We start from the raw sequence: 20,112 nt of genomic DNA on the forward strand, positions 1-20,112 counted from the left end.
GAGGCCGCGGCCCAAGTGCGGGCGCGGCTCGTGCGGCTCTGCACATAGGGGTACTACTGGCCGGCGGGGACGCGGACCGGATATGCCGGCTGCTTCCCGGAAAGACCGGGTACTCTGGGCGCGGGTGCCGTCTGCTGAGTACCATGGGGTGCTAGCACGGACGTCTCCGGGAGCTGATGTGAGATACCGTAACACCACGCTGGCGGCGACAACGCTGCTTGTGCTCAGTATGTCATCCTGTGCCCCTGCTGCGGACACCGGGGAGACTTCCCGTGCCGCGGGAGCCTGGCCGTCCTACAGCACCACGGACGGGTCTCTCGCCTTCGAACACCGCCCCGACTGGACTGTGGAAGAGATCCAGCCGCTGGCCAACGATCCCGCCGGCGGCGTATCGATCCAGGTGAACGACGCCGAGGGAGACCTGATTGCCCAGCTGGACACCGGAATTATCACCGGTTTGGTGTGCTCCGACCCCGATGAGGCCGCGCAGTACACGGAGTACGACTCCGAGCCGATGCCAGAGCTGGATTCGGCCCAGGGTACAGATCAGCGGTTTGTCTACCATTCCCTTGCCTTCTCAACCCCGGAACGGGGTGAACCCGTGGCGACCTATGCGGTGATCAGCGAATTAGGGGACCGCGGCCAGTGCGGGCTTTTCGATTTCTTTACCTTCACCGAATCCAGCGGCGGGCGCTTTGCGGGCACGTATTCGGCAGAGGATGTTCCGTCCGGCCAGTCCTATCTGGACGGTGCAGCGGCGTACGAAAACAGTGCTGAATTCCGCGATGTGAAGCGGATGCTGGTGTCTTTGCGGGACATGGACTGACCTTCGGCTGCTGGCCTGAATTTGGGTGGGTTTCGGTTTTCTCTGGCGTGCTGTGGATAACTCCGTATGCTGTGGCGCAGTTACGTACTATTGGCGTCACGTCCAGTCCCGCACCATTTCTGCCCTGGGGGTATTTTCGATGTTCCGCACTCGCGCGCTTTCTTCCATACCCATTTCTGCCCGTATGAGTGCTGCCGCGGTGGCAGCTGTCCTGGTGTTGGGCGGCTGTTCCGGTTCCGGGGAGCCTGAAGCTGAAGCTGCCGAGAACGTCTCTTCCAGTGCTTCGCCGAGCGGGAGCGCCAGCGCGAGCGAGACCGCCACTCAGACGGCGACGCCGACACCAACACCTACTGCCGCTTACAAGCCAGCGACCGCTGAGGGCCCTGCGGAGAATGTGCCGTTGCCTGTGATGCCGGAACTTGCGAAGGAGAAGTCGAAGGAAGGCCTTGAGGCTTTCGCGGAGTATTGGTTTAGCTTGGTGAATTATGGGTATGAAACTGGAGATACTTCTCGAGTGAAAGAATTAAGCAGTCCGGAATGCGAATTGTGCGAGGCATACTATGTGGCGATGGAAAAGGGACACGCGGGTGAAGATTGGGTCCAAGGTGGAACGTTATCAATTGTAGCTTTGGGAACAAAATTTGTGGAAACGCCGGAAGGGCGATATCAAGTAATCCTTTCAATCAAGTCGGCTCCAGGCAATGATCGTGGGCCTAATGGGGTGATCTACAGGGAACATACACCCAGTAAGGATTCATTCGCCCAGATCATGGAGGCAACCTACGTAGAGGGACGCTGGGTTGTAGATCTTGTTGAGGGCATTTAGTCGTTATGGGAGCCTATAAGACGCAAAATCAAGTGCGGCGGATCCTCCCAATTTTATTTCTGACCTCTGTTTTATCCTTTATGGGCAACGTAGGTGCATTTCCAGTAGTGGAATCTACTGAAGACTTTGATTGGGGGAAAAACGGTATCGGAGTTGGTGGGAACTGGGGTGAACCGTCGGGTACAGATGTGTGGACAGATGAGCCTGCGCTTCTGAATGATGCATATATTTACTCGTATGATCCGGTTTGCTTCGAGGGCGATGTTGGTAACCTGCCCTGTTTGAACGCTAATTCATGTGACGAGGGACCTGGGGGTCAGTACGTCAGGTGGAAGCGGTCGATTCGTATTGATCCTCCTGTTTGGGAAACCTTCGTAGGCGATGGCCCATCATGCGTCTATTCTGAAAATCCGCAGGAGCTCCTCGAGGAAATAACCTCTCTTCTTCTCTCAGAATTCCAGGAGCACCCGGTGAATGCGGGCAAGGTTGCGACTCAACCGGGCCCTCACACAATGAGAGGCGCGGAGACCAATATCTTCGTGGATTCAAAGGAACAGGTCATCGACACTGTGCTTCTCGGACAGGACGTGAGAATTGTGGCTACACCATCCGAATACGTCCTTCACTACGGCGATGGAGATCAGAGCCAGTTGACCTACGATGCAGGTGCGCTACTGCCTGACCCGAGGATTGGTGAAAAGACAGCAACAAGTCATGTTTACACTGTCACAGGTAATTATCAGATACATGCCACGGTGTACTTCACTGCTGCGTATTCTCTCAATGGGGGTCCCCTGATCCCAATTGACGGACGCGGCGTCTTCGATACCCCTGCTGAGGCCATCAGCGTCTGGAAATCCGATTCCCACAACGTTGCCGATGATTGTTTGCAGAACCCAGCTGGCTTCGGTTGCTAGTGCCCTCGCTAACCCCCGCGGGTCCCCTCGCTGAGCTGACTATCTGATCGAAAGGTTTAGGGGAGTTCGGTGCATGAACCGCGCTTCCGGGTGTCAGCCATAGAGCATTTGGGGGAACGGTTGCGAAGATCGCGGCTGAAGATGGTTTGTAAACGATGCTGTGACCCTGAAGTGATCTGCGCAAATGTGTTGTGGATAAGTCCCTTGCTGTGGGTGAGCCACGTACTGTGGGCATCACGTCCAGTCCCGCACCATTTCTGCCCTGGGGGTATTTTCGATGTTCCGCACTCGCGCGCTTTCTTCCATACCCATTTCTGCCCGTATGAGTGCTGCCGCGGTGGCAGCTGTCCTGGTGTTGGGCGGCTGTTCCGGTTCCGGGGAGCCTGAGGCTGAAGCTGCGGAGAATCGCTCTTCCAGCGCTTCGCCGAGCGGGAGCGCCAGCGCGAGCGAGACCGCTACTCAGACGGCGACGCCGACACCAACGCCTACTGCCGCTTACAAGCCGGCGACCGCTGAGGGCCCTGCGGAGAATGTGCCCTTGCCTGTGATGCCGGAACTTGCGAAGGAGAAGTCGAAGGAAGGCCTTGAGGCTTTCGCGGAGTATTGGTATTCACTGATCAACTATGGATATGAAACTGGGGATCCTGGGCCACTTCGTGCTGCCAGCGCCGATACGTGTTTTGCGTGTGAGAGTTATTACGCGGTTCTCGATAATGGTTATTCAGAAAATGAGTGGATGACGGGGGCAAAACTGCACCTTCAAGACCTCAGCTCCAATTATGTTGAAACAGATGAAGGAGCGTTCCAGGCAACGATACTAATTCTCCAAGATGACTTGCAATACTACGGTCCGGCAGGACACTTAGGGACGGATCCGGGGACTAGCACGCCAGCTGTCCAATTAATGGAGGCCGTTTTCACCTCCGGGGGCTGGTATGTAGTGACTCTCGAGACTCTAGAGATGTGAGAAAAGAATGTCTCGACCGTGACGGACCCTCCTCGTGAGACTTGGCCCAGACATGGAGACACTCCTAGCTGTATCTACACCTCGGATCCTGACGAAGTCGCTGCCGAGCTGGTTGGACTGGTCCTCGAAGAGTTCCAGACTGCACCCATTGAACCGGGCAGTTTCACCCTGCAACCTAGTCCTTATTCGTTGGTCAATATGCCGAGGCACGCGAGCAGACATTCGACATGACCCTGCTAGGGCAGAGCGTGCGCATCCAGGTGACGCCCACGGAGTACGAGTGGAATTATGGGGATGGCACCATATACGGTCCCGCAGTCTGGCCCGGGAACCCGCTTCCAGAGGAGCTCATCGGCGAAGTAACCGAAACTAGCCACGTCTACGAGCGGCCTGGTGATTATTATGTGTCAGTTGCTATTTACTTTTCGGGAGAGTACTCGATCAATGGAGGGCCGATGATTCCCATTGATGGACGCGCATTGACCTTTCCTCTAGCGCAGACAATCAGTGTGGCAGTCCGAGTCGCGTAATGTCGCGGATGACTGTTTCCAGAACCCAAGCGGCTTCGGCTGTTAAGTCGATCCTCCTCAAGAATATGTGAATGGACGCCTGCACGTTTCCACAATTTGTAACGACTCCGACTTTCTCTGGCGTTCTGTGGATAACTCCATAAACTGTGGCGCAGCCACGTACTGTGGGTGTCAAGTCCAGTCCTGCTCCATTTTTGCCTTGGGGGTATTTAGATGTTCCGCACTCGTGCCTGTTCTGCCGTACCTGTTTCTGTCCGGGTGGGTGCTGCTGGTTTGGCTGCTGTTCTGGTGTTGGGCGGCTGTTCCGGTTCCGGGAATCCAGAGGCCGAGGCTGCCCAGGGTTCTTCCAGCGCATCGCCGCGTGGGAGCGCCAGCAGCGAGGAGACCGCCACTCCGACTGCGACGCCAGCGCCTACTGCCGTTTACAAACCGGCAACTGCTGCAGGTCCCGCGGAGAATGTGCCGTTGCCCGTGATGCCGGAGTTGGCGAAGCAAGAGTCAAAGGAAGGACTCGAGGCGTTCGCGGAATACTGGTATTCACTGATCAATTACGGGTATGAAACAGGGGATCCCGAGCCGCTTAGAGCGATTAGTGGTCCCGATTGTTCAGTATGTAAACACTTCTATTCATCATTGGAATCTGGTTATGATGACCAAGACTGGATGGCGGGATCCGTCGTCACGGTCCGAGATGTGCACTCCGACTTTATATTGACACCAAGCGGCTCGTACCAAGTACTTATACAGATTATGCAAGATGACTTGGAGTACTATGGGCCCGGGATTGATTATGGACCATCAGATGGAACCCCCTCCCCGATAGTGCAGCTAATCGAAGCGTCATACAAGAATAATTGCTGGTCTGCAGTGCTCGTGGAGAATATATAGATTGTTGTTTATCTAGTACTGGCACTATTCGAACGTGTTGCGGATATCTCCCCGTGCGGTGGGTGAGCCACCTACTGTCGGCATCACGTCCAGCCCGGCACCATTTCTTCCCTGCGAAAGAATCCTCTCGAGGGTAATCATATGAATCTCACTAAGCTGCACGCGACTGTGTCACCCGCCCGATTAGCACCATTCGGCCTGGTTGTTCTCCTTTTCGTTAGCGGCTGTTCAGGCTCTGAGGCAAGCCTCGGCGCACCGAGCAGCAGCGCTAGTGCGAGCAGCGAGAAGACGCCTGGATCGTCCCCCACTCCGACTCCCGCGATCTCACGAGCCGCCACATCGGCACGGCCATCCGAGAACGTTCCTCTGCCGGTACTACCGGAACTAGCCGAACAGCAGTCAAAGGAAGGGCTGCTGGCGTTTACCGAATACTGGTATGCCTTGGCGACCTATGCATTCGAAACAGGTGACCTTTCGCCGCTGCAGGAAGTGAGCGGTCCAGACTGCACAATCTGTTCCCGACTTTACGAGATGGTTGAGCTGGGTTATGAGGACCAGGATTGGATTGTCGGGGGTAACTTCACGGTGGGTTCGAAACACTCTGCATATGTATTAACCAGCAAAGATGTCTACCAGGTTCTGGCCATTGTTAGTCAGTTTCACATCCAATATCGCGGACCGGACAACCATCTATACGAATTAGAAGAGGGGTGGACAGACACACATATGCTCGAAGCGTCCTACGCTGACGGCAAATGGACTGCCCAGGATGTCGTTTGGTTTAAGGCTGCCGGCTCCGAGGCTCCTGTTCTGGGGAACACCGGCTAGCCAAGAGCAGCAGGGCGAGGAACCCTGAATAACGTTCGAGGATCCTGCAGCAACGCCGGGTAGCGAAACGCCGCACGGGGAATGGTGCCGTCAATCCTCACGCTCCGCTTCGCGGTGTCATTGGTCAGCGACACAGGCCCCACCGTGCCGACACTCAGGACAGCACGGTCGGCACCCAGCAGGACAACGTCGTCGCCGTCGTCCATGTCCTCCAGAAACCGAACCAGCTCGCGCCCCCGTTTTCCCGTGATTGGTGTGCCTTTTCCATTCAGCATCGGCAGCTCGATCACTGGATCTCCACTCGCCTTATCCACTGAGGGCCGGGCAACCCACACGGCGTCGCCGGCAGGTTCGGACGGAAGCACAGGATGCTCGGGCTCGGGCCACACATAGGGCAGCCCTCCCCGGGTGTCGGGAAAGAGGGGCGCGTAGAAGTCGGGAGCTTTAGTGATCAGGTTGGAGCGGTGGCTCTCGTGCAGGGCGGCATCCCCAAACCAGGGAGGAAGCACGACGTCGTCATCCGCGGCTTCCGGCGCGAATTCCAGGATCTGCTCGTAGACAGTGTCGGTATGCCCCCGCGACGTCCACTCATTGGTCATCGCCAGCCCGTAGGCGGTCAGGGCCGGGATATGGCCCATCCACATCCTCATGGCGGGATGACTCTGCCAGCCGTAGTCCGGAATCACGAGGGCGCGCAGGACCTGCAGAGTTTCCACGCGCTGCTTTCCCAGTCGGGCCTGGTCGAGGACCGCAGCGCTGCGGCTGAAGCTGTCATAGGGAAGAAACGTCTGCACGGACTCAGTGTGTCATTCGTCGCCGGGGAAGAGCGGCAGAGCAAGGATAAAGTCGCGGAACACATGTCCGCCGACGGTAAAGTTCCGCCTGCCTATCTCAGTGAAACCCGACTTGCGGTAAAACGACTGGGCCCGGAGGTTGAGGTCGTTCACGCCCAGCCATAGGGTCCGGCACCCGGATGCGACGGCGGTGTCCACGGCTGCCTGCATCAAGGAAGCAGCAGCCCCGGTGCCGTGGGCCCCGGGATGGACGTAGCACTTGGACAGCTCCGCAGCCGGAGCGGGAAGATGCCGCAGAGCTTCGGCGACCTCCGGATCACTTGGCGCGAAGAAAACCAGCAGCGCATAGCCAATCAGGTTGCCGTCCTGTCGAGCGGCCAGGATCTTTTTGGAATCGTCGGCGAGATACCGGGCGAAGGCGTCTTCGGACAGGTGGTCGGCAACGAACGCCGCACTGTCCGCGGCGGTCACCTCCGGCGGGCAGGCGAGCGGAAAGGTCAGTGCAGCAAGATCTGCCAGCTCCGGGGCGTCGGTGGGGGTTGCTGAAGTAACGGAAACGGTCACGAATCCAGCTTAGGCAAGAGAAGGCGCAATCCTTCGTGCAGGTCACGGGTCCTGCAAAAATCCTTCGTGCACGTCAGGGGCTTAAAAGAGGGTTTTCGGGGAGTTTGGGCCCGTGATGTGCACGAAGGATTCGGAGGAGGGCAGTTTGGGCCCGCGATCTGCACGAAGGATTCGGAAGAGGCGTGTTTGGGCCCGTGATGTGCACGAAGGATTCAGAGGATAGACCCTGCAGTCAGTACTCCGCGTACATTTCTCCAACCCGCAGCGGAACATCCGTCCGGTTGTCCGGGCCGGGCAGCGGACAGGCCCACGCCTCGTCGTAGGCGCAGGACGGGTTGTACAGAAAGTTGAAGTCCAGGACCAGGCTCGCCGGGGCTGCACCCTGCCCAAGATCCGCTCCCTTGATCGTGTCCAGCAGATACCGGCCGCCGCCGTAGCTTCCGCCGTCGGTGCCGGACAGCGCATCACGCACGGGCAGGAAAATCCCGCCGCCGTAGGACGCCAGCCGCCACACCGCCAGCCGGCCCACGCCGTCGACCGCCACGGTGCCCATCCGGACAAACGGAACCACGCCGTCCGTTCCGGTGGGCACGTCCATCCGCGCGCCGGCGCCGTCGTCGTCGATCAGTGCATCGCTGCGCAGGTCCGGATCGTAGGGTGCCACCTCCAGTCCGCGGAAGTGTTCACGGGCACGGGGCTTCAGCGGCGAGGCGGGGTGCTCGGCAAAAAGCCGGTCCCGCTCCGCGCGCCACAGCTCGTGGGCGTACGACGGCGACACCTCCTGGGCGGTAAGGCGCACCTGCGCGTAGAGGCTGAAGACGCGCTGGCGCCAATCCGCTGTCTGCAGGACCGTGACGGGGGAGATCATTCGTTCAGCGTAGTGTGTTCGAGTGACTACCGGACTGCTCATCGTCGTACTCGTGGCAATCTTCATCGGCGCCATTGCGCAGCGGATTGCAGGCCTCGGTTTTGCCCTGCTCATTTCTCCGTTCCTGGTGATTCTGCTGGGTTCCCACGGCGGCGTGCTGATGGTGAACGTCTGCGGCCTGGTCTCCTCGGCTCTGATCATGCTGCGGGTCCGGAAGGACATCGACTGGAGCATGTACCGCTGGCTGGCCATCCCGGCAGTCTGCGGCAGCATCCCCGCATCGGTTGCAGCCGTGTACCTGCCGGCGGCCCCCATGGCCGTGGTGGTGGGAGCGGTGGTGCTGGTGGCGCTGACCGCGTCGCTGGTCATGCAGCGCACCTCGGTGACCGTGACCGGCAACGCCCCGAAGGTGGTCGCAGGTTTCCTCTCCGGGGTGACGAATGCGGTGGCCGGCGTGGGCGGACCGTCGGTCAGTGCCTACGCGCTGATGGCGCGCTGGCCCCAGCGGCCGTTCGCCGCCACCCTCCAGCCGTTCTTCGTCACCATTGCCATTGTCACCCTGACCGCCAAGCTGTCCATGGATCCGGGGCAGATGCCGCCGTTCGGGCCCTGGGCGTGGGCGCTCATTGGCCTGATGATCATCGGCGGCATTTATGCCGGGGAGAAGCTGCAGCGCTTCATCCGCGATGAACAGGCACGTGCTGCCGTGGTGTTCATCGCCTTCTTCGGCGCGGCGGCTGCATTGGCCAAGGGGATCTTCGACTTGGCCAGCTGAGGTCCGAGCCAGCCCGTCCGCCGCCATCACCAAACCCCAACCGCCGGTGCCGACTCACGGCCCCTCCTAAACCTTCCGCCGCGCACCGGGTGGGACGATAGAAGCGATGAAACTCTTTACCCGCCCGAAAACTCCGGGTGTCCTACCGATGCCCCTGTGGCTGCAGGGAGTGGTCGAACTCGGCCAGGCTGCAGTCCTTTCCGCCCTCCTGGTTTTCCTGCCCCTGATCGGCGTCTGGTTTGCCGACGGCTTCACCGACCGGAACTTCGCCTCGCTGGCCCAGCTGGGCGGGCAGGGCTGGCTCCTGATCCACGGCGTCCCGCTGACCCTGGCCTTTCCCGCCGGAACCCTGGCCACCGGCGCCACCTCCGGCGTACTGTCCCTGTTCCCCTTGGGTCTGACACTGATTCCGTTTTTCCTTTCCTGGCGCGCCGGACGGCGCCTGGCCAGGGCCTCTTATACGGACCAGCTCTGGCAGGCGCTGCTGGGTGCGCTGGGAACCTACGCACTCCTCGGCGGTGCCGCCGCTTACTTCTCCGGCAACGAGGACGTCTCCATCTCAGTGACCGCGGGGGCATTGATTCCACTAATTTCGGCCGGACTGGGACTGTTTGTCGGTGCCCGGCGGGAGGCCGGTTCCTGGGTGCGGCTGATCGGCGTGGACCTCACCGACTGGATTTCACGCACCAGCCAGCACTCGCGCTGGGCCGGGTCCTACGTATGGGCCGTGATCCGGGCCGGAGTGGTCGGCATTACTGCGGCGCTGGGCTTCTCAGCCCTGCTGGTGACCGTGGCCCTGGCAATGAGCTGGGCTGAGATTGTGGCCGTCTATCAGCATTTGGATGCCGGAATCATCGGCGGAGCCGTCCTGACCGTCGTCGAACTGGGGATGATGCCCAACTTTATGGGCTGGGCGCTGGGCTGGACCTCGGGTGCCGGTTTCTCCCTTGGAACAGGCAGCCTGATCAGCCCGCTGGAAACCACGGTGGGTCCGCTGCCCGCCGTTCCCGTGCTGGCTGCGCTGCCCGCCGGCGGGGCGGAATACGCTGTCGCCGTGCTGATGCTGCCCGTCGCGGCAGGCTTCCTGGCAGGCTGGTGGTTCCTGCGCGAAGGCGAGAATCATTTTGACGAGTGGCTGTCCCTGAAGATCCGGGCCCGTTGGTTCACCGCCCCGGTCTCCACGCTGTTGTTGGGAGTTTTCGTGGGACTGGTGTCCGGGATCCTGGCGGCCGCCGCGGTCCTGATCTCGGGCGGCTCAGCGGGAATCGGCCGCTTCGTGGACGTGGGCGCGGATCCTTTGTGGACTGGCCTCTGGATTGCCGCGGAGGTGGCCGTGGGCGTGGTGGTTGGCTACGCCGTCGGGCCCTGGCTGGAGCACGAGGAGCGCCGCTGACGGAAGTGCTGGAAGAAGAGCAGCGCGGCATAGCCGAACTGTGCTGTACTGAGCGCCGGCCGAAGCCAGCCCGGGTCTCCGCGCCCCGCCACCAGCCCCAGCAGCGTCATAAGGATGCAAGGCTGAGGCCGGCTTTCCCATCAGCGGGTGCCCTGCGGCGTTTTTCAGCGCGGCAGCAAACCGGTGGTGAACTGCTCTTCGCACTGGTCCTTGGCCTGGATGGTCAGCGCGTTGGCCAGGCAGGCCTCAAGCTTCTCCGTGCTGTCCCACGTGGCGACAGCCAGCCCCAGGCCCAGGGTCATCACCACGGATGCGGCCAGGCCAAAGGCGGTCACGATGATCTGCGCCTGCCCCATATTGAAGCGCGTCATCTTCACGAGCGTCATAATGCCGACGACGACGGCGGCAACTCCCAGCACCAGCGGCACCACTTTCCACGGCAGGGCAAGCCCGGAGGTGAGCAGCACAGCCACAATGAGCGCCACGAAAATCCGCAGATAGCCGCGGGCGCTCTGCTTCTGTTCGTCTGTGGCAGCGGTCTTTTCGGGCGCCTGCTGCAACGGCGGGGGAGTCTGATCAGGGGCACGGCCGTCGTTGTTCATGGTTTAACCCTAGGCGACGGCTGAGCCTATGGTTGACGCATGCGCATCGTTGTTCTCGTGTCCGGTACCGGATCCAACCTTCAGGCCGTATTGGACGCTGTGGCGGAGGGGAAGCTCGACGTCGAAATTGCCGCCGTAGGCGCGGACCGGCCCGGCACCCTGGGAGTGCAGCGGGCAGCCGATGCGGGCTATGAAACCTTCGTGGTGAACTTCCGCGACTATGCCGTGCGTGCGGAGTGGAACGCGGCGCTGACGGACAAGGTGGCGTCCTATTCCCCGGACCTCGTGCTGTCCTCCGGCTTCATGCGCATTGTGGACGAGCACTTCATCAACACGTTCGAGGGGCGCTACCTCAACACCCATCCGGCGCTGCTGCCCTCCTTCCCGGGAGCGCACGGAGTGCGGGACGCCCTGGCCTACGGAGTGAAAGTCACCGGCTGCACCGTTCACATTGCCGACGCCGGGGTGGACACCGGGCCGATCCTCGCCCAAGCGGCCGTCGAGGTGCTCGACGGCGACACCGAGGAAACCCTGCACGAGCGCATCAAGGTCCAGGAACGCCGGCTGCTGATCGAGACCCTGGACCGGATCAGCGCTGAGGGTCTGCCTGCGCTCTAAGTGCGGGTGCCGGTGCTGCCCGTAGGCCCACTGCTAGTCCAGGGCCGCGCCCCGGGTCTCCGGCGCGAACCGCATCATCCACGCGATGGCCAGCACCACCAGGACACCGGCCAGTCCGAAGGACAGCGGCAGGCCCAGGTACGGCCACGCTATGGAGACGAAGATCAGCGGGCCGAAGCCGGCGCCGATCCGGCTGACCGTGGAGGCCCAGCCAAATCCGCTGCCGCGCAGCTCCGTGGGATACAGCTCTGACACGTACGCATAGAGCACCGGAATGGCCACCTGCACCACAAAGCCGTAGGCCAGCAGCCAGCCAGTGGCGGCGGCCGGCACGTCCAGGACCAGGGCCACAACCACCAGGATCAGCGCTGAGAGCGGACCGGTGATAGCCAGGATCCATTTACGTCCCACCCGCTCCACCAGCAGGGCCGCGGCGATAACTCCCAGGAGCCCGACGGCGGCCATCCCCGAGGTGGTCAGGAACGCCGCATATTCCTTGAAGCCGGAATCCACGAGGATCTTGGGCATCCAGGTCAGCGCCAAGTAGTACACCAGAAGGATGGTGAAGAACAGGGACCAGGCGGAGACCGTAATCTTCCAGCTGTAGCGCCAGAGGTCGGTCAACTGGGTTCCTACGCCCCGCAGAGACAGCCTGGCCGGCTCCTCGGGTTCCGGAAGCCGCCAATTGGCAACAGTGGCGCCGGTGCTTTGAATGAGCTGGTTAATGACCGTTTCCGCTTCGGATGTGCGTCCCTTGCGGACCAGGAACAGCGGAGATTCAGGCACCGAGCGCCGGACCCAGAAGACGAGCAGTGCCGGCAGCACCATGATCAGCATGGTGAACCGCCAGTCGGCCAGCGTGGCCATGATCAGCGCCGAGGTGGCTCCGCAGAGCGCCGCCCCCACCGGCCACCAGCCGTCCATCGCGGTCAGTACCCTGCCGCGCTGCTTGCGCGGCGTGAACTCGCCCACCAGCGCATAGTCCACGGGAACGCAGCCGCCTAGCCCAAAGCCTGCCATGAAGCGGAAAATGCAGAACCAGACGATGTCCGGGGAGAACGCTCCCAGCACCGTAAACAGGGAGAAGACGAGCAGGGTGGCCGTGAAGGCTTTCTTGCGTCCGATGGCATCGGCGATGGATCCCCACACGAACGCGCCAATGGCCATGCCCAGCAGATTGGCGGTGCCGATCCAGGCGGCCTGCGCCGGTTCCAGGTCCCAGTGCTTGGACAGCAGGGGAATGAGGACGCCGTTCAGGGTCACATCCCAGGCATCGAACATAAACCCGAGGCCGCCGATGATGAAGATCCGTCCCTGGACCTTCCATTTCCAGGGCAGATCCTGAACCACCTGGTCGCCCGTTGGCAGGGCACTCGTTGTTGTCATGGGGATGGCCTTCCAAGCGGCGGATGCGGGGAGCGGCGGCCAGGCCTCGCGGCAGGTCCGAAGAAACTGTACATCGCGGGCCGGACGATGCGGGAAACCCCAGTGAATCCAACTGCCGGCCTGCAGGCGCAGCAGCGGAGAACAGCGGGTCGCCCGTTCCTGGGCCGGCGGCTTCCGGCGAATCTCGACGGGGCAGGTAGTAGGGGGGAGATATTGGAGTGTTTGTTGTCCATTCTCCCGTAGCCCAAAGTGGTCCGTTGTGTGATTTGCATCACTAAACTAGAAGACATGTACTACTCATCCGCTCCTGATCGGGGCAGCACGGGCACGGGTATGGCCTCCGTGGCAGTCGGCAAACGCTGCGGTCGGTCGGACCCGGCCCTCGACCTGGACCCGGCCGCCGCGGAAGTGGACGCTGCCGGGTTGGGTCCCGCCGAAGTGGATGCAGTTGAATCCGCGGTAAGAGTGCAGCTCATCGATCACATCCGGGCCCTGGAGGAACTCAAGGGAAGTATTTGTGCTGCGCAGGCTCGTGCGGCCGCCGTTTTTGACGAGTCATCCAGGCGCAGTCAGGCCCGTGCGGGGGTGAAAGCGGATCAGCTTGGCCGGGGTGTCGCAGCGCAGATTGCGCTGGCCCGGCGCGAATCCCCGAATAAGGGCGCCCGGTTGCTTGGGCTGGCGCGAATCCTCAGTACAGAGATGCCCCATACTCTGCGCGCATTGAGCCGCGGAATAATCAGCGAATGGCGGGCCACAATTCTGGTGCGGGAGACCGCATGCCTGACACTGGCTGATCGGCAGAAGGTGGACGAGCTGATCGCCGGGGACCAGGAGCGGCTTGCACAACTCGGGGACCGGAAACTGATTGCCGCGATCGGAACTGTGTCCTACGGACTGGATCCGCTCACCGTGGTGAACCGCGCGGCAAAGGCCGCCTCGGAGCGATTCGTTTCCTGCCGTCCGGCACCGGACACCATGGCATACGTGACGGCGCTGCTGCCGGTGGCTCAGGGCGTGGGAGTGATGGCCGCGTTGATGCGCACGGCCGATCGGACCCGTGCCGCCGGAGATCCCCGCTCAAAGGGCCAGGTTATGGCCGACACCTTCGTCGAACTGCTGACCGGCCAGGCCCGGGCGGAGGACCTGCGGGTGGAAGTGCAGCTGATCATGACAGACAGGACTCTGCTGCATGGCGTCCTTCCGCCCGTCGTCTCCGGTGACAGTGATACCGGAGGCGGTGATACCGGCAATCCCGATAATTCACCCCGGACAGCCTGCGGCGGTGCGGCTGGATCGGCTGAGTCATTCGTGCCCGACGGTGCGGAACCGGCCGTGCTGGCCGGGTACGGAATTGTTCCCGCACAGTGGGCGCGGGATCTGATCCGAAGGGGCGGCAGCAGTGCAGCCCCGCAGCAGCTCCGGCCGCACCGAAGACAACCACGCACGGAGGTATGGCTTCGCCGGCTCTACACAGCACCGGACACCGGTCGGCTCACTGCCATGGACTCCCGCGCCCGGCTGGTTCCGGACGGTTTGGCGCGGCTGATCGCTGCACGCGATCAGGTCTGCCGGACGCCGTGGTGCGGGGCGCCGCTCCGGCACTATGACCACATCAAACCCTTCCGCGAGGGAGGCCCCACCAGCGCAGACAACATTCAGGGGCTATGCGAGGCGTGCAACCAGGCCAAAGAAGCGCCTGGTTGGACAACCCGGTGTGAAGGAGCACCCGCAGCGCTCGCCGACAATGACGGGACGGGCCGGCACAGCGTCACAATCACCACGCCAACCGGACACATTTACCGCTCCACCGCACCGCTGCTCCCCGGCTCCCGATAGGAGCAGCGCAATGATCCGGCAGACCCAGCTGTGTTAACCCCAGTCTCGGCTTCACACTCTGCCCGGCAGGACGCCGTGACCTAAACTGTAGCCACCGACACACTCTTACTTTGGAGATATTGCGTGAGCTCTCAGCCGCTGAACCGTGTACCAATCCGCCGGGCCCTGATCTCGGTCTATGACAAGACCGGCTTGACGGAATTGGCTCAGGGCCTTTCCGCCGCCGGGGTGACCATCGTATCCACCGGTTCCACTGCCAAGCAGATTGCTGCTGCAGGCGTTCCCGTCACTGAAGTCTCCGAGGTCACCGGTTTTGCAGAATGCCTGGACGGACGGGTAAAGACCCTGCACCCTCGGGTCCATGCCGGCATCCTGGCTGACCGCCGCCGGGAGGACCACGTGGCGCAGCTGGAGGAAATGGAGATTGAACCCTTCGACCTGGTGGTGGTGAACCTCTACCCGTTCGTGGAGACCGTGAAGTCCGGCGCCAGCCAGGATGAGGTTGTGGAACAGATCGACATCGGGGGACCCTCCATGGTCCGGGCCGCCGCCAAGAACCACCCCTCCGTGGCCGTCGTCGTTGATCCGAACAAATACGGCGACGTGGTCACCGCAGCGGCTGAAGGCGGTTTCGACCTGGACCAGCGCCGCCGCCTGGCGGCGGAGGCCTTCGCCTCCACCGCCGCCTACGACACCGCCGTGGCGGCCTGGACCGCCGAGCAGTTCGGTGACGGAACCGAAGAGGGCACCACATGGCCCGCCTACACCGGCCTGGCCCTGGAACGGTCCGAGGTGCTGCGCTACGGTGAAAACCCGCACCAGGATGCGGCGCTATATGCGGACAAGAGCGCGCAGCCCGGCGTGGCGCAGGCCGATCAGCTGCACGGCAAGGCCATGTCCTACAACAACTACGTCGACGCTGATGCTGCCCTGCGCGCCGCGTTCGACTTTCACGAGCCGGCCGTCGCCGTCGTTAAGCACGCCAACCCGTGCGGTGTGGCCGTGGCCTCCGCGGACGCGGCCGATCCCATCGCGGATGCCCATGCCAAGGCGCATGCCTGCGATCCCGTTTCCGCGTTCGGCGGCGTGATCGCAGCAAACCGCACGGTCACCGCAGGCATGGCACAAACGGTGAAGGACATCTTCACCGAGGTGGTCATCGCCCCGGACTTCGACGCCGAGGCCGTGGAGATCCTCTCCGCCAAGAAGAACATCCGTCTCCTGACACTGCCGGACGGCTACGGGCGCAGCGCGGCCGAATTCCGTCAGGTCTCCGGCGGCATGCTGATCCAGAAGTCCGACAAGATGCAGGCTGAGGGCGACAACCCTGACAACTGGACCCTGGTGTCCGGTCCGGCAGCGGATGACGCCACGCTGGCGGACCTTGCATTTGCCTGGACCGCTGTGCGCGCGGCCAAATCCAACGCCATCCTGCTGGCGCACAACGGCGCCTCTGTCGGCGTGGGCATGGGGCAGGTAAACCGAGTGGATTCCTGCCGGCTCGCCGTGGAGCGGGCAAACACCTTGGGCGGTGCGGACGAGGACCGCGCACGGGGTTCCGTAGCGGCGTCGGATGCGTTCTTCCCGTTCGCTGACGGACTGCAGATCCTGATCGACGCCGGTGTCCGCGCCGTCGTCCAGCCCGGCGGATCCATCCGTGACAACGAAGTCATAGAGGCAGCCAACGCCGCCGGAGTGACGATGTACTTCACCGGCTCACGCCACTTCTTCCACTAGCAGATGCCCGTTCGGCGGCCCTGAACTGCGGGACGGTGCAGGTAATGCGCCGTCCCGCAGTTTAGGGCCGCCCTAGTGGGCTGTGGCATAGTTGGACTCAAATACAAGCCAAAAAGACGGGCTCCGTCATGCCAAAAGACATGTCCGGTGCCCACCAACACACAAGGAGACCGTGTGGCTGAGAAAATCAAGGTTGTGGGTTCTGTCGTAGAACTCGACGGCGACGAGATGACCCGCATCATCTGGCAGTTCATCAAGGACCGCCTGATCAACCCGTACCTGGACGTAGATCTGAAGTACTACGACCTCTCCATCCAGAACCGCGATGCCACTGATGACCAGGTCACCGTTGACGCTGCCAATGCCATCAAGGAACACGGCGTGGGCGTCAAGTGCGCCACCATCACTCCGGATGAAGCACGCGTTGAAGAATTCGGCCTGAAGAAGATGTGGGTTTCCCCGAACGGGACCATCCGCAACATCCTCGGCGGCGTCGTCTTCCGCGAACCGATCATCATTTCCAACATCCCGCGCCTGGTCCCGGGCTGGAACAAGCCGATCATCATCGGCCGCCACGCCCACGGCGACCAGTACAAGGCCACGAACTTCAAGGTTCCCGGTGCCGGTACCCTGACGCTGACCTACACGCCCAAGGACGGCGGCGAAGAAATCAAGACCGAGGTTGTCACCTACGGTGATGACGGCGGCGTCGCCATGGGCATGTACAACTTCAACGACTCGATCCGCGACTTCGCCCGGGCGTCCTTCGCCTACGGCCTGCAGCGCAACTACCCGGTGTACCTCTCCACCAAGAACACGATCCTGAAGGCCTATGACGGCCAGTTCAAGGACCTGTTCCAGGAAGTCTTCGACGCCGAGTTCAAGGACCAGTTCGAAGCAGCCGGCCTCACCTATGAGCACCGCCTGATCGATGACATGGTTGCCTCCGCCATGAAGTGGGAAGGCGGCTACGTCTGGGCCTGCAAGAACTACGACGGCGACGTCCAGTCCGACACCGTTGCACAGGGCTTCGGCTCGCTGGGTCTGATGACCTCCGTGCTGATGACCCCGGACGGCCAGACGGTTGAAGCCGAAGCTGCACACGGCACGGTTACCCGTCACTACCGCCAGCACCAGCAGGGCAAGCCCACCTCCACGAACCCGATCGCTTCGATCTTCGCGTGGACCCGTGGCCTGATGCACCGCGGCAAGCTGGACAACACCCCCGAGGTCATCAACTTCGCCGAGACCCTTGAAGACGTTGTCATCAAGACGGTCGAGTCCGGCAAGATGACCAAGGACCTGGCTGCACTGGTTGGCCCGGACCAGGCATACCTGACCACCGAGGAATTCCTCGCTGAGCTGGATGCCAACCTGAAGACCCGCCTGGGCTAATTTTCGCCCCGCTTCAGCGCACGACGACGACGGCGCCCCACCTGCAAAGGTGGGGCGCCGTCGTCGTTTCGGGCAGGGTCGCTAAATGCCGGAGCCCTGGTCGCCCGAGGAACCGGAACCGCCGGAACCGCCGGAACCGCCGGACCCGGAGCCCGAGCCCATGGAACCGGAGCCCATTGACCCTGACCCCATGGAACCGCCGGAACTGCTCGAGGTAGACGAGGTCACCGGCTGGGAGCTGGACTCGCCGCTGATGGTGTTCGAGTCCTTGTAGGAGGAGGACACCTCAATCTTGCGCGGCTTGGCCCGCTCACTGACCGGAATAAGGACGCTGAGCACGCCGTTCTCGTACTTTGCGGAAATGCTGTCTATATCGATTCCCTGCCCCAGATTAAGCTGCCGCAGGAAACTGCCGGATTCGCGCTCCCGGGTCAGCCAGGTGACGGTGTCAGCGGCTTGGATGGTGCGCTCTGCCCTGATGGTTAGCAACTGGCCGTCCACATCCACGTCGACCGAACCCGGATCGATGCCGGGCAGATCCGCATTCAGGATGTAGTGGTCGCCCTCGCGGTAGAGATCAATGGGCATCAGCCTCAGCCGCTGCCGGGGATCGAGCAGGGCTCCGGCCATCCGGTCTAGCTCGCGGAATGGATCAAACTTCATGGCCATTATCATCAACTCCCATTGCGCCCACCTGCTGGGCAGGCGAATCGTTTTTCGGAACTTCAGACGGATCGATAACTTGAGTTATCTCCACTCAAGGATGAAACGAGGCTAGCAATCCCCGGGTGGGAGCGACAGAAGCGATCATGATTTAGGGCAGCGGAAGTCCAAAGTATTTCGTGCCGGCGGCACCTGACGGTCAGTCCAGCCGCCATTCGTGGACCGGAGCATTGGAGTTCATGTTTTGCCAGTATTTCCGGGTCAGTTCGGCCAGCGCAGCTCTGCGATCCAGGCCCTCGTCCTCCAGGCGGCGCAGGTAGGAGATCTGCCAGGAGGCCCCGTTCTGCTCCGTACGGGCACGTTCGCGGATGACATCCAGATAGCGCTCGATCAGCTGCTGGTCCACGCCGAGCTCCTGCAGTCCCAGGGCCGCCTGCGGAACCAGATGCCGGACGATCAACTCAGCGACGGGTATTTCGCCGATGCCGGGCCAATACACGGTCGATTCCAAGCCGTCACGGGCACAGGCCAAAAAGTTGTCGGCGGCGCTCTTGAAGGCGAGACGGGTCCACAGGGGACGGTCAGCCGTGCGCAGATGCTGGACCATGCCGTAAAAGAACGCGGCGTTGGCGACGATGTCCAGCACTGTGGGACCCGCTGGGAGGATCCGGTTCTCCAGGCGCAGGTTGGGGGTGTGTTCCCCGGGGTCGTAAATCGGCCGGTTCCACCGGTAGACAGTTCCGTTGTGGAGGCGGAGCTCGGGAAGCAGCGGCGCTCCGGCGCTGGTGGATCCTCCGCTGCTGCGGGACAGCTCCGGCAGCAGCGCCGGAAAGTATCGGACGTTCTCCTCGAACAGGTCAAAGATCGAGGTGATCCAGCGTTCTCCAAACCACACCCGAGGCCGGACCCCCTGGTTCCGCATCTCCGGAGGCCGGGTGTCGATGGCCTGCTTGAAGAGCTCAATCCGGGTCTCATGCCACAGGACATGTTCCATGAAGATCGGCGAATTGGCTGCCAGCGCCACCTGGGGTGCCGCGATAATCTGCGCTGCGTTCCACGCCGGGGCAAAGTCCTCCGGGCTCACTTCCAAGTGCAGCTGCACCGAGGTGCAGGCTGCTTCCGGGGCAATATTCTTGGCGTAGAAGGACAGGGATTCTTTGCCGCGCAGGTCAATGTGCACGTCCTCGCCGCGCGCCTGGAGCACCGAAGTGTTCAGCGCGGCGTAACGTTTGCCGGCGCTCAGCCATTCCTTGTTGTCCAACAGGCTGGGACGCAGCGTCGGCAGGATCCCCGTCATGAGGATTTCCGTTTTTACCTCAGCTGCATGGGTGTCGGCCCGGTTGAGCTGGAGCCGCAGGCTGTCCTCAAGATCCCTTAGCCCGGAACCCCCAATGGCCAGGGCAGGGTGGTTCATCTCGATGTTGAAGGCACCGATTTCGGTCTGGAACGCGGGATCGGCAATTTCTTCCAAGACAGCCGCATTGCGCAGAGCGGGGGAGAAGTCCTGGTTTGTCAGGTTCAGCTCCAGCTCCAGCCCAATGCTGGCTGTATCGGCGAACGTTGCGGTTGAAAGATAGCCCGCAAACCTGTCGAGGTTTTCAAGGAGCCGCTGGCGGTATCGTGTCCGCTGTTCCCTGCTGTACGTCTTGCTGTTGACTTCTGCGCCCATCGTCTGAAGATAACCATGGGTGCGGAAATA

19 protein-coding genes and 1 pseudogene are annotated in these 20,112 nt (G+C 61.9%); 13 read left to right on the forward strand and 7 right to left on the reverse strand.

What is annotated here, in order from left to right:
• Window positions 1-178: 178 nt before the first annotated feature.
• The 7 genes from MUG94_RS04180 to MUG94_RS04205 all read left to right on the forward strand — a co-directional run bounded on the left by MUG94_RS04180 (window position 179) and on the right by MUG94_RS04205 (window position 5,782).
• On the forward strand, window positions 179-826 hold the full coding sequence (locus MUG94_RS04180) for a hypothetical protein (protein WP_227908531.1): 648 nt from the start codon (window positions 179-181) through the stop codon (window positions 824-826).
• Window positions 827-1,010: 184 nt separating this feature from the next.
• Window positions 1,011-1,652 (forward strand): DUF6318 family protein, encoded by a 642-nt coding sequence (locus tag MUG94_RS04185; RefSeq protein ID WP_227909260.1) that lies wholly within the window; start codon window positions 1,011-1,013, stop codon window positions 1,650-1,652.
• A 107-nt stretch (window positions 1,653-1,759) separates the two neighbouring features.
• Window positions 1,760-2,569 carry a hypothetical protein gene (locus MUG94_RS04190; protein WP_227907941.1) on the forward strand — a complete coding sequence of 270 codons (810 nt, stop codon included), beginning with the start codon at window positions 1,760-1,762 and terminating at the stop codon, window positions 2,567-2,569.
• 322 nt (window positions 2,570-2,891) lie between these two features.
• Entirely contained in the window at window positions 2,892-3,536 is a 645-nt protein-coding gene (locus MUG94_RS04195; RefSeq protein ID WP_227891830.1) for a DUF6318 family protein, read from the forward strand.
• Between the two features lie 227 nt (window positions 3,537-3,763).
• A complete protein-coding gene (locus tag MUG94_RS17315; RefSeq protein WP_423724357.1) occupies window positions 3,764-4,066 on the forward strand; it encodes a PKD domain-containing protein in 303 nt (100 codons plus the stop codon).
• 213 nt (window positions 4,067-4,279) lie between these two features.
• Entirely contained in the window at window positions 4,280-4,954 is a 675-nt protein-coding gene (locus tag MUG94_RS17185; protein WP_227907942.1) for a DUF6318 family protein, read from the forward strand.
• 141 nt (window positions 4,955-5,095) lie between these two features.
• Complete coding sequence (locus MUG94_RS04205) at window positions 5,096-5,782, forward strand: DUF6318 family protein (protein ID WP_227907943.1); 687 nt, start codon at window positions 5,096-5,098, stop codon at window positions 5,780-5,782.
• Here MUG94_RS04205 and MUG94_RS04210 read toward each other — a convergent pair.
• The 3 genes from MUG94_RS04210 to MUG94_RS04220 form a co-directional block, all read right to left on the reverse strand.
• Window positions 5,779-6,576, reverse strand: coding sequence for an MSMEG_6728 family protein (locus tag MUG94_RS04210; protein WP_227907944.1), 798 nt, complete (start codon window positions 6,574-6,576; stop codon window positions 5,779-5,781). The two genes, MUG94_RS04205 and MUG94_RS04210, sit on opposite strands and share 4 nt — an antisense overlap.
• 12 nt (window positions 6,577-6,588) lie before the next feature.
• Window positions 6,589-7,140 carry a GNAT family N-acetyltransferase gene (locus MUG94_RS04215; protein ID WP_227907945.1) on the reverse strand — a complete coding sequence of 184 codons (552 nt, stop codon included), beginning with the start codon at window positions 7,138-7,140 and terminating at the stop codon, window positions 6,589-6,591.
• A gap of 232 nt (window positions 7,141-7,372) precedes the next feature.
• Window positions 7,373-8,008, reverse strand: a complete 636-nt coding sequence (locus MUG94_RS04220; protein WP_227907946.1) for a DUF1684 domain-containing protein — start codon at window positions 8,006-8,008, stop codon at window positions 7,373-7,375.
• 22 nt (window positions 8,009-8,030) lie between these two features.
• Here MUG94_RS04220 and MUG94_RS04225 point away from each other — a divergent pair, with 22 nt between their 5' ends.
• Both MUG94_RS04225 and MUG94_RS04230 read left to right on the forward strand, forming a co-directional pair.
• A complete protein-coding gene (locus MUG94_RS04225; RefSeq protein ID WP_227891529.1) occupies window positions 8,031-8,783 on the forward strand; it encodes a TSUP family transporter in 753 nt (250 codons plus the stop codon).
• Between the two features lie 106 nt (window positions 8,784-8,889).
• Window positions 8,890-10,176 carry a cell division protein PerM gene (locus tag MUG94_RS04230; RefSeq protein WP_227907947.1) on the forward strand — a complete coding sequence of 429 codons (1,287 nt, stop codon included), beginning with the start codon at window positions 8,890-8,892 and terminating at the stop codon, window positions 10,174-10,176.
• A 164-nt stretch (window positions 10,177-10,340) separates the two neighbouring features.
• Here the strand turns inward: MUG94_RS04230 and MUG94_RS04235 are convergent, their stop codons facing one another.
• A complete protein-coding gene (locus tag MUG94_RS04235; protein ID WP_227891526.1) occupies window positions 10,341-10,778 on the reverse strand; it encodes a hypothetical protein in 438 nt (145 codons plus the stop codon).
• A gap of 39 nt (window positions 10,779-10,817) precedes the next feature.
• On the opposite strand from MUG94_RS04235, the gene purN reads away from it, so the two are divergent.
• Window positions 10,818-11,396, forward strand: a complete 579-nt coding sequence (gene purN, locus MUG94_RS04240) for a phosphoribosylglycinamide formyltransferase (RefSeq protein ID WP_227907948.1) — start codon at window positions 10,818-10,820, stop codon at window positions 11,394-11,396.
• A gap of 33 nt (window positions 11,397-11,429) precedes the next feature.
• Here purN and MUG94_RS04245 read toward each other — a convergent pair whose 3' ends face one another.
• The gene (locus tag MUG94_RS04245) at window positions 11,430-12,782 is read right to left on the reverse strand and encodes an MFS transporter (protein WP_227907949.1); all 1,353 of its coding nucleotides are present in this window, start codon (window positions 12,780-12,782) and stop codon (window positions 11,430-11,432) included.
• Between the two features lie 288 nt (window positions 12,783-13,070).
• Here MUG94_RS04245 and MUG94_RS04250 point away from each other — a divergent pair, with 288 nt between their 5' ends.
• The 3 genes from MUG94_RS04250 to MUG94_RS04260 all read left to right on the forward strand — a co-directional run bounded on the left by MUG94_RS04250 (window position 13,071) and on the right by MUG94_RS04260 (window position 17,750).
• Window positions 13,071-14,618: an HNH endonuclease gene (locus MUG94_RS04250; protein WP_227907950.1), complete on the forward strand. Its 1,548-nt coding sequence runs from the start codon at window positions 13,071-13,073 to the stop codon at window positions 14,616-14,618.
• Between the two features lie 123 nt (window positions 14,619-14,741).
• Window positions 14,742-16,355, forward strand: coding sequence for a bifunctional phosphoribosylaminoimidazolecarboxamide formyltransferase/IMP cyclohydrolase (gene purH, locus MUG94_RS04255; RefSeq protein WP_227907951.1), 1,614 nt, complete (start codon window positions 14,742-14,744; stop codon window positions 16,353-16,355).
• Between the two features lie 174 nt (window positions 16,356-16,529).
• Complete coding sequence (locus MUG94_RS04260) at window positions 16,530-17,750, forward strand: NADP-dependent isocitrate dehydrogenase (RefSeq protein ID WP_227891521.1); 1,221 nt, start codon at window positions 16,530-16,532, stop codon at window positions 17,748-17,750.
• Between the two features lie 273 nt (window positions 17,751-18,023).
• Here MUG94_RS04260 and MUG94_RS04265 read toward each other — a convergent pair.
• Both MUG94_RS04265 and MUG94_RS04270 read right to left on the reverse strand, forming a co-directional pair.
• A pseudogene (locus tag MUG94_RS04265) lies at window positions 18,024-18,419 on the reverse strand (Hsp20/alpha crystallin family protein); the annotation flags it as partial.
• Window positions 18,420-18,612: 193 nt separating this feature from the next.
• Window positions 18,613-20,082, reverse strand: coding sequence for a glutamate-cysteine ligase family protein (locus MUG94_RS04270; protein ID WP_227891520.1), 1,470 nt, complete (start codon window positions 20,080-20,082; stop codon window positions 18,613-18,615).
• Window positions 20,083-20,112 lie beyond the last annotated feature (30 nt).

This window comes from Arthrobacter gengyunqii (genome assembly GCF_023022985.1).
In the GTDB taxonomy this organism is placed as follows: Bacteria; Actinomycetota; Actinomycetes; order Actinomycetales; family Micrococcaceae; genus Arthrobacter_B; species Arthrobacter_B gengyunqii.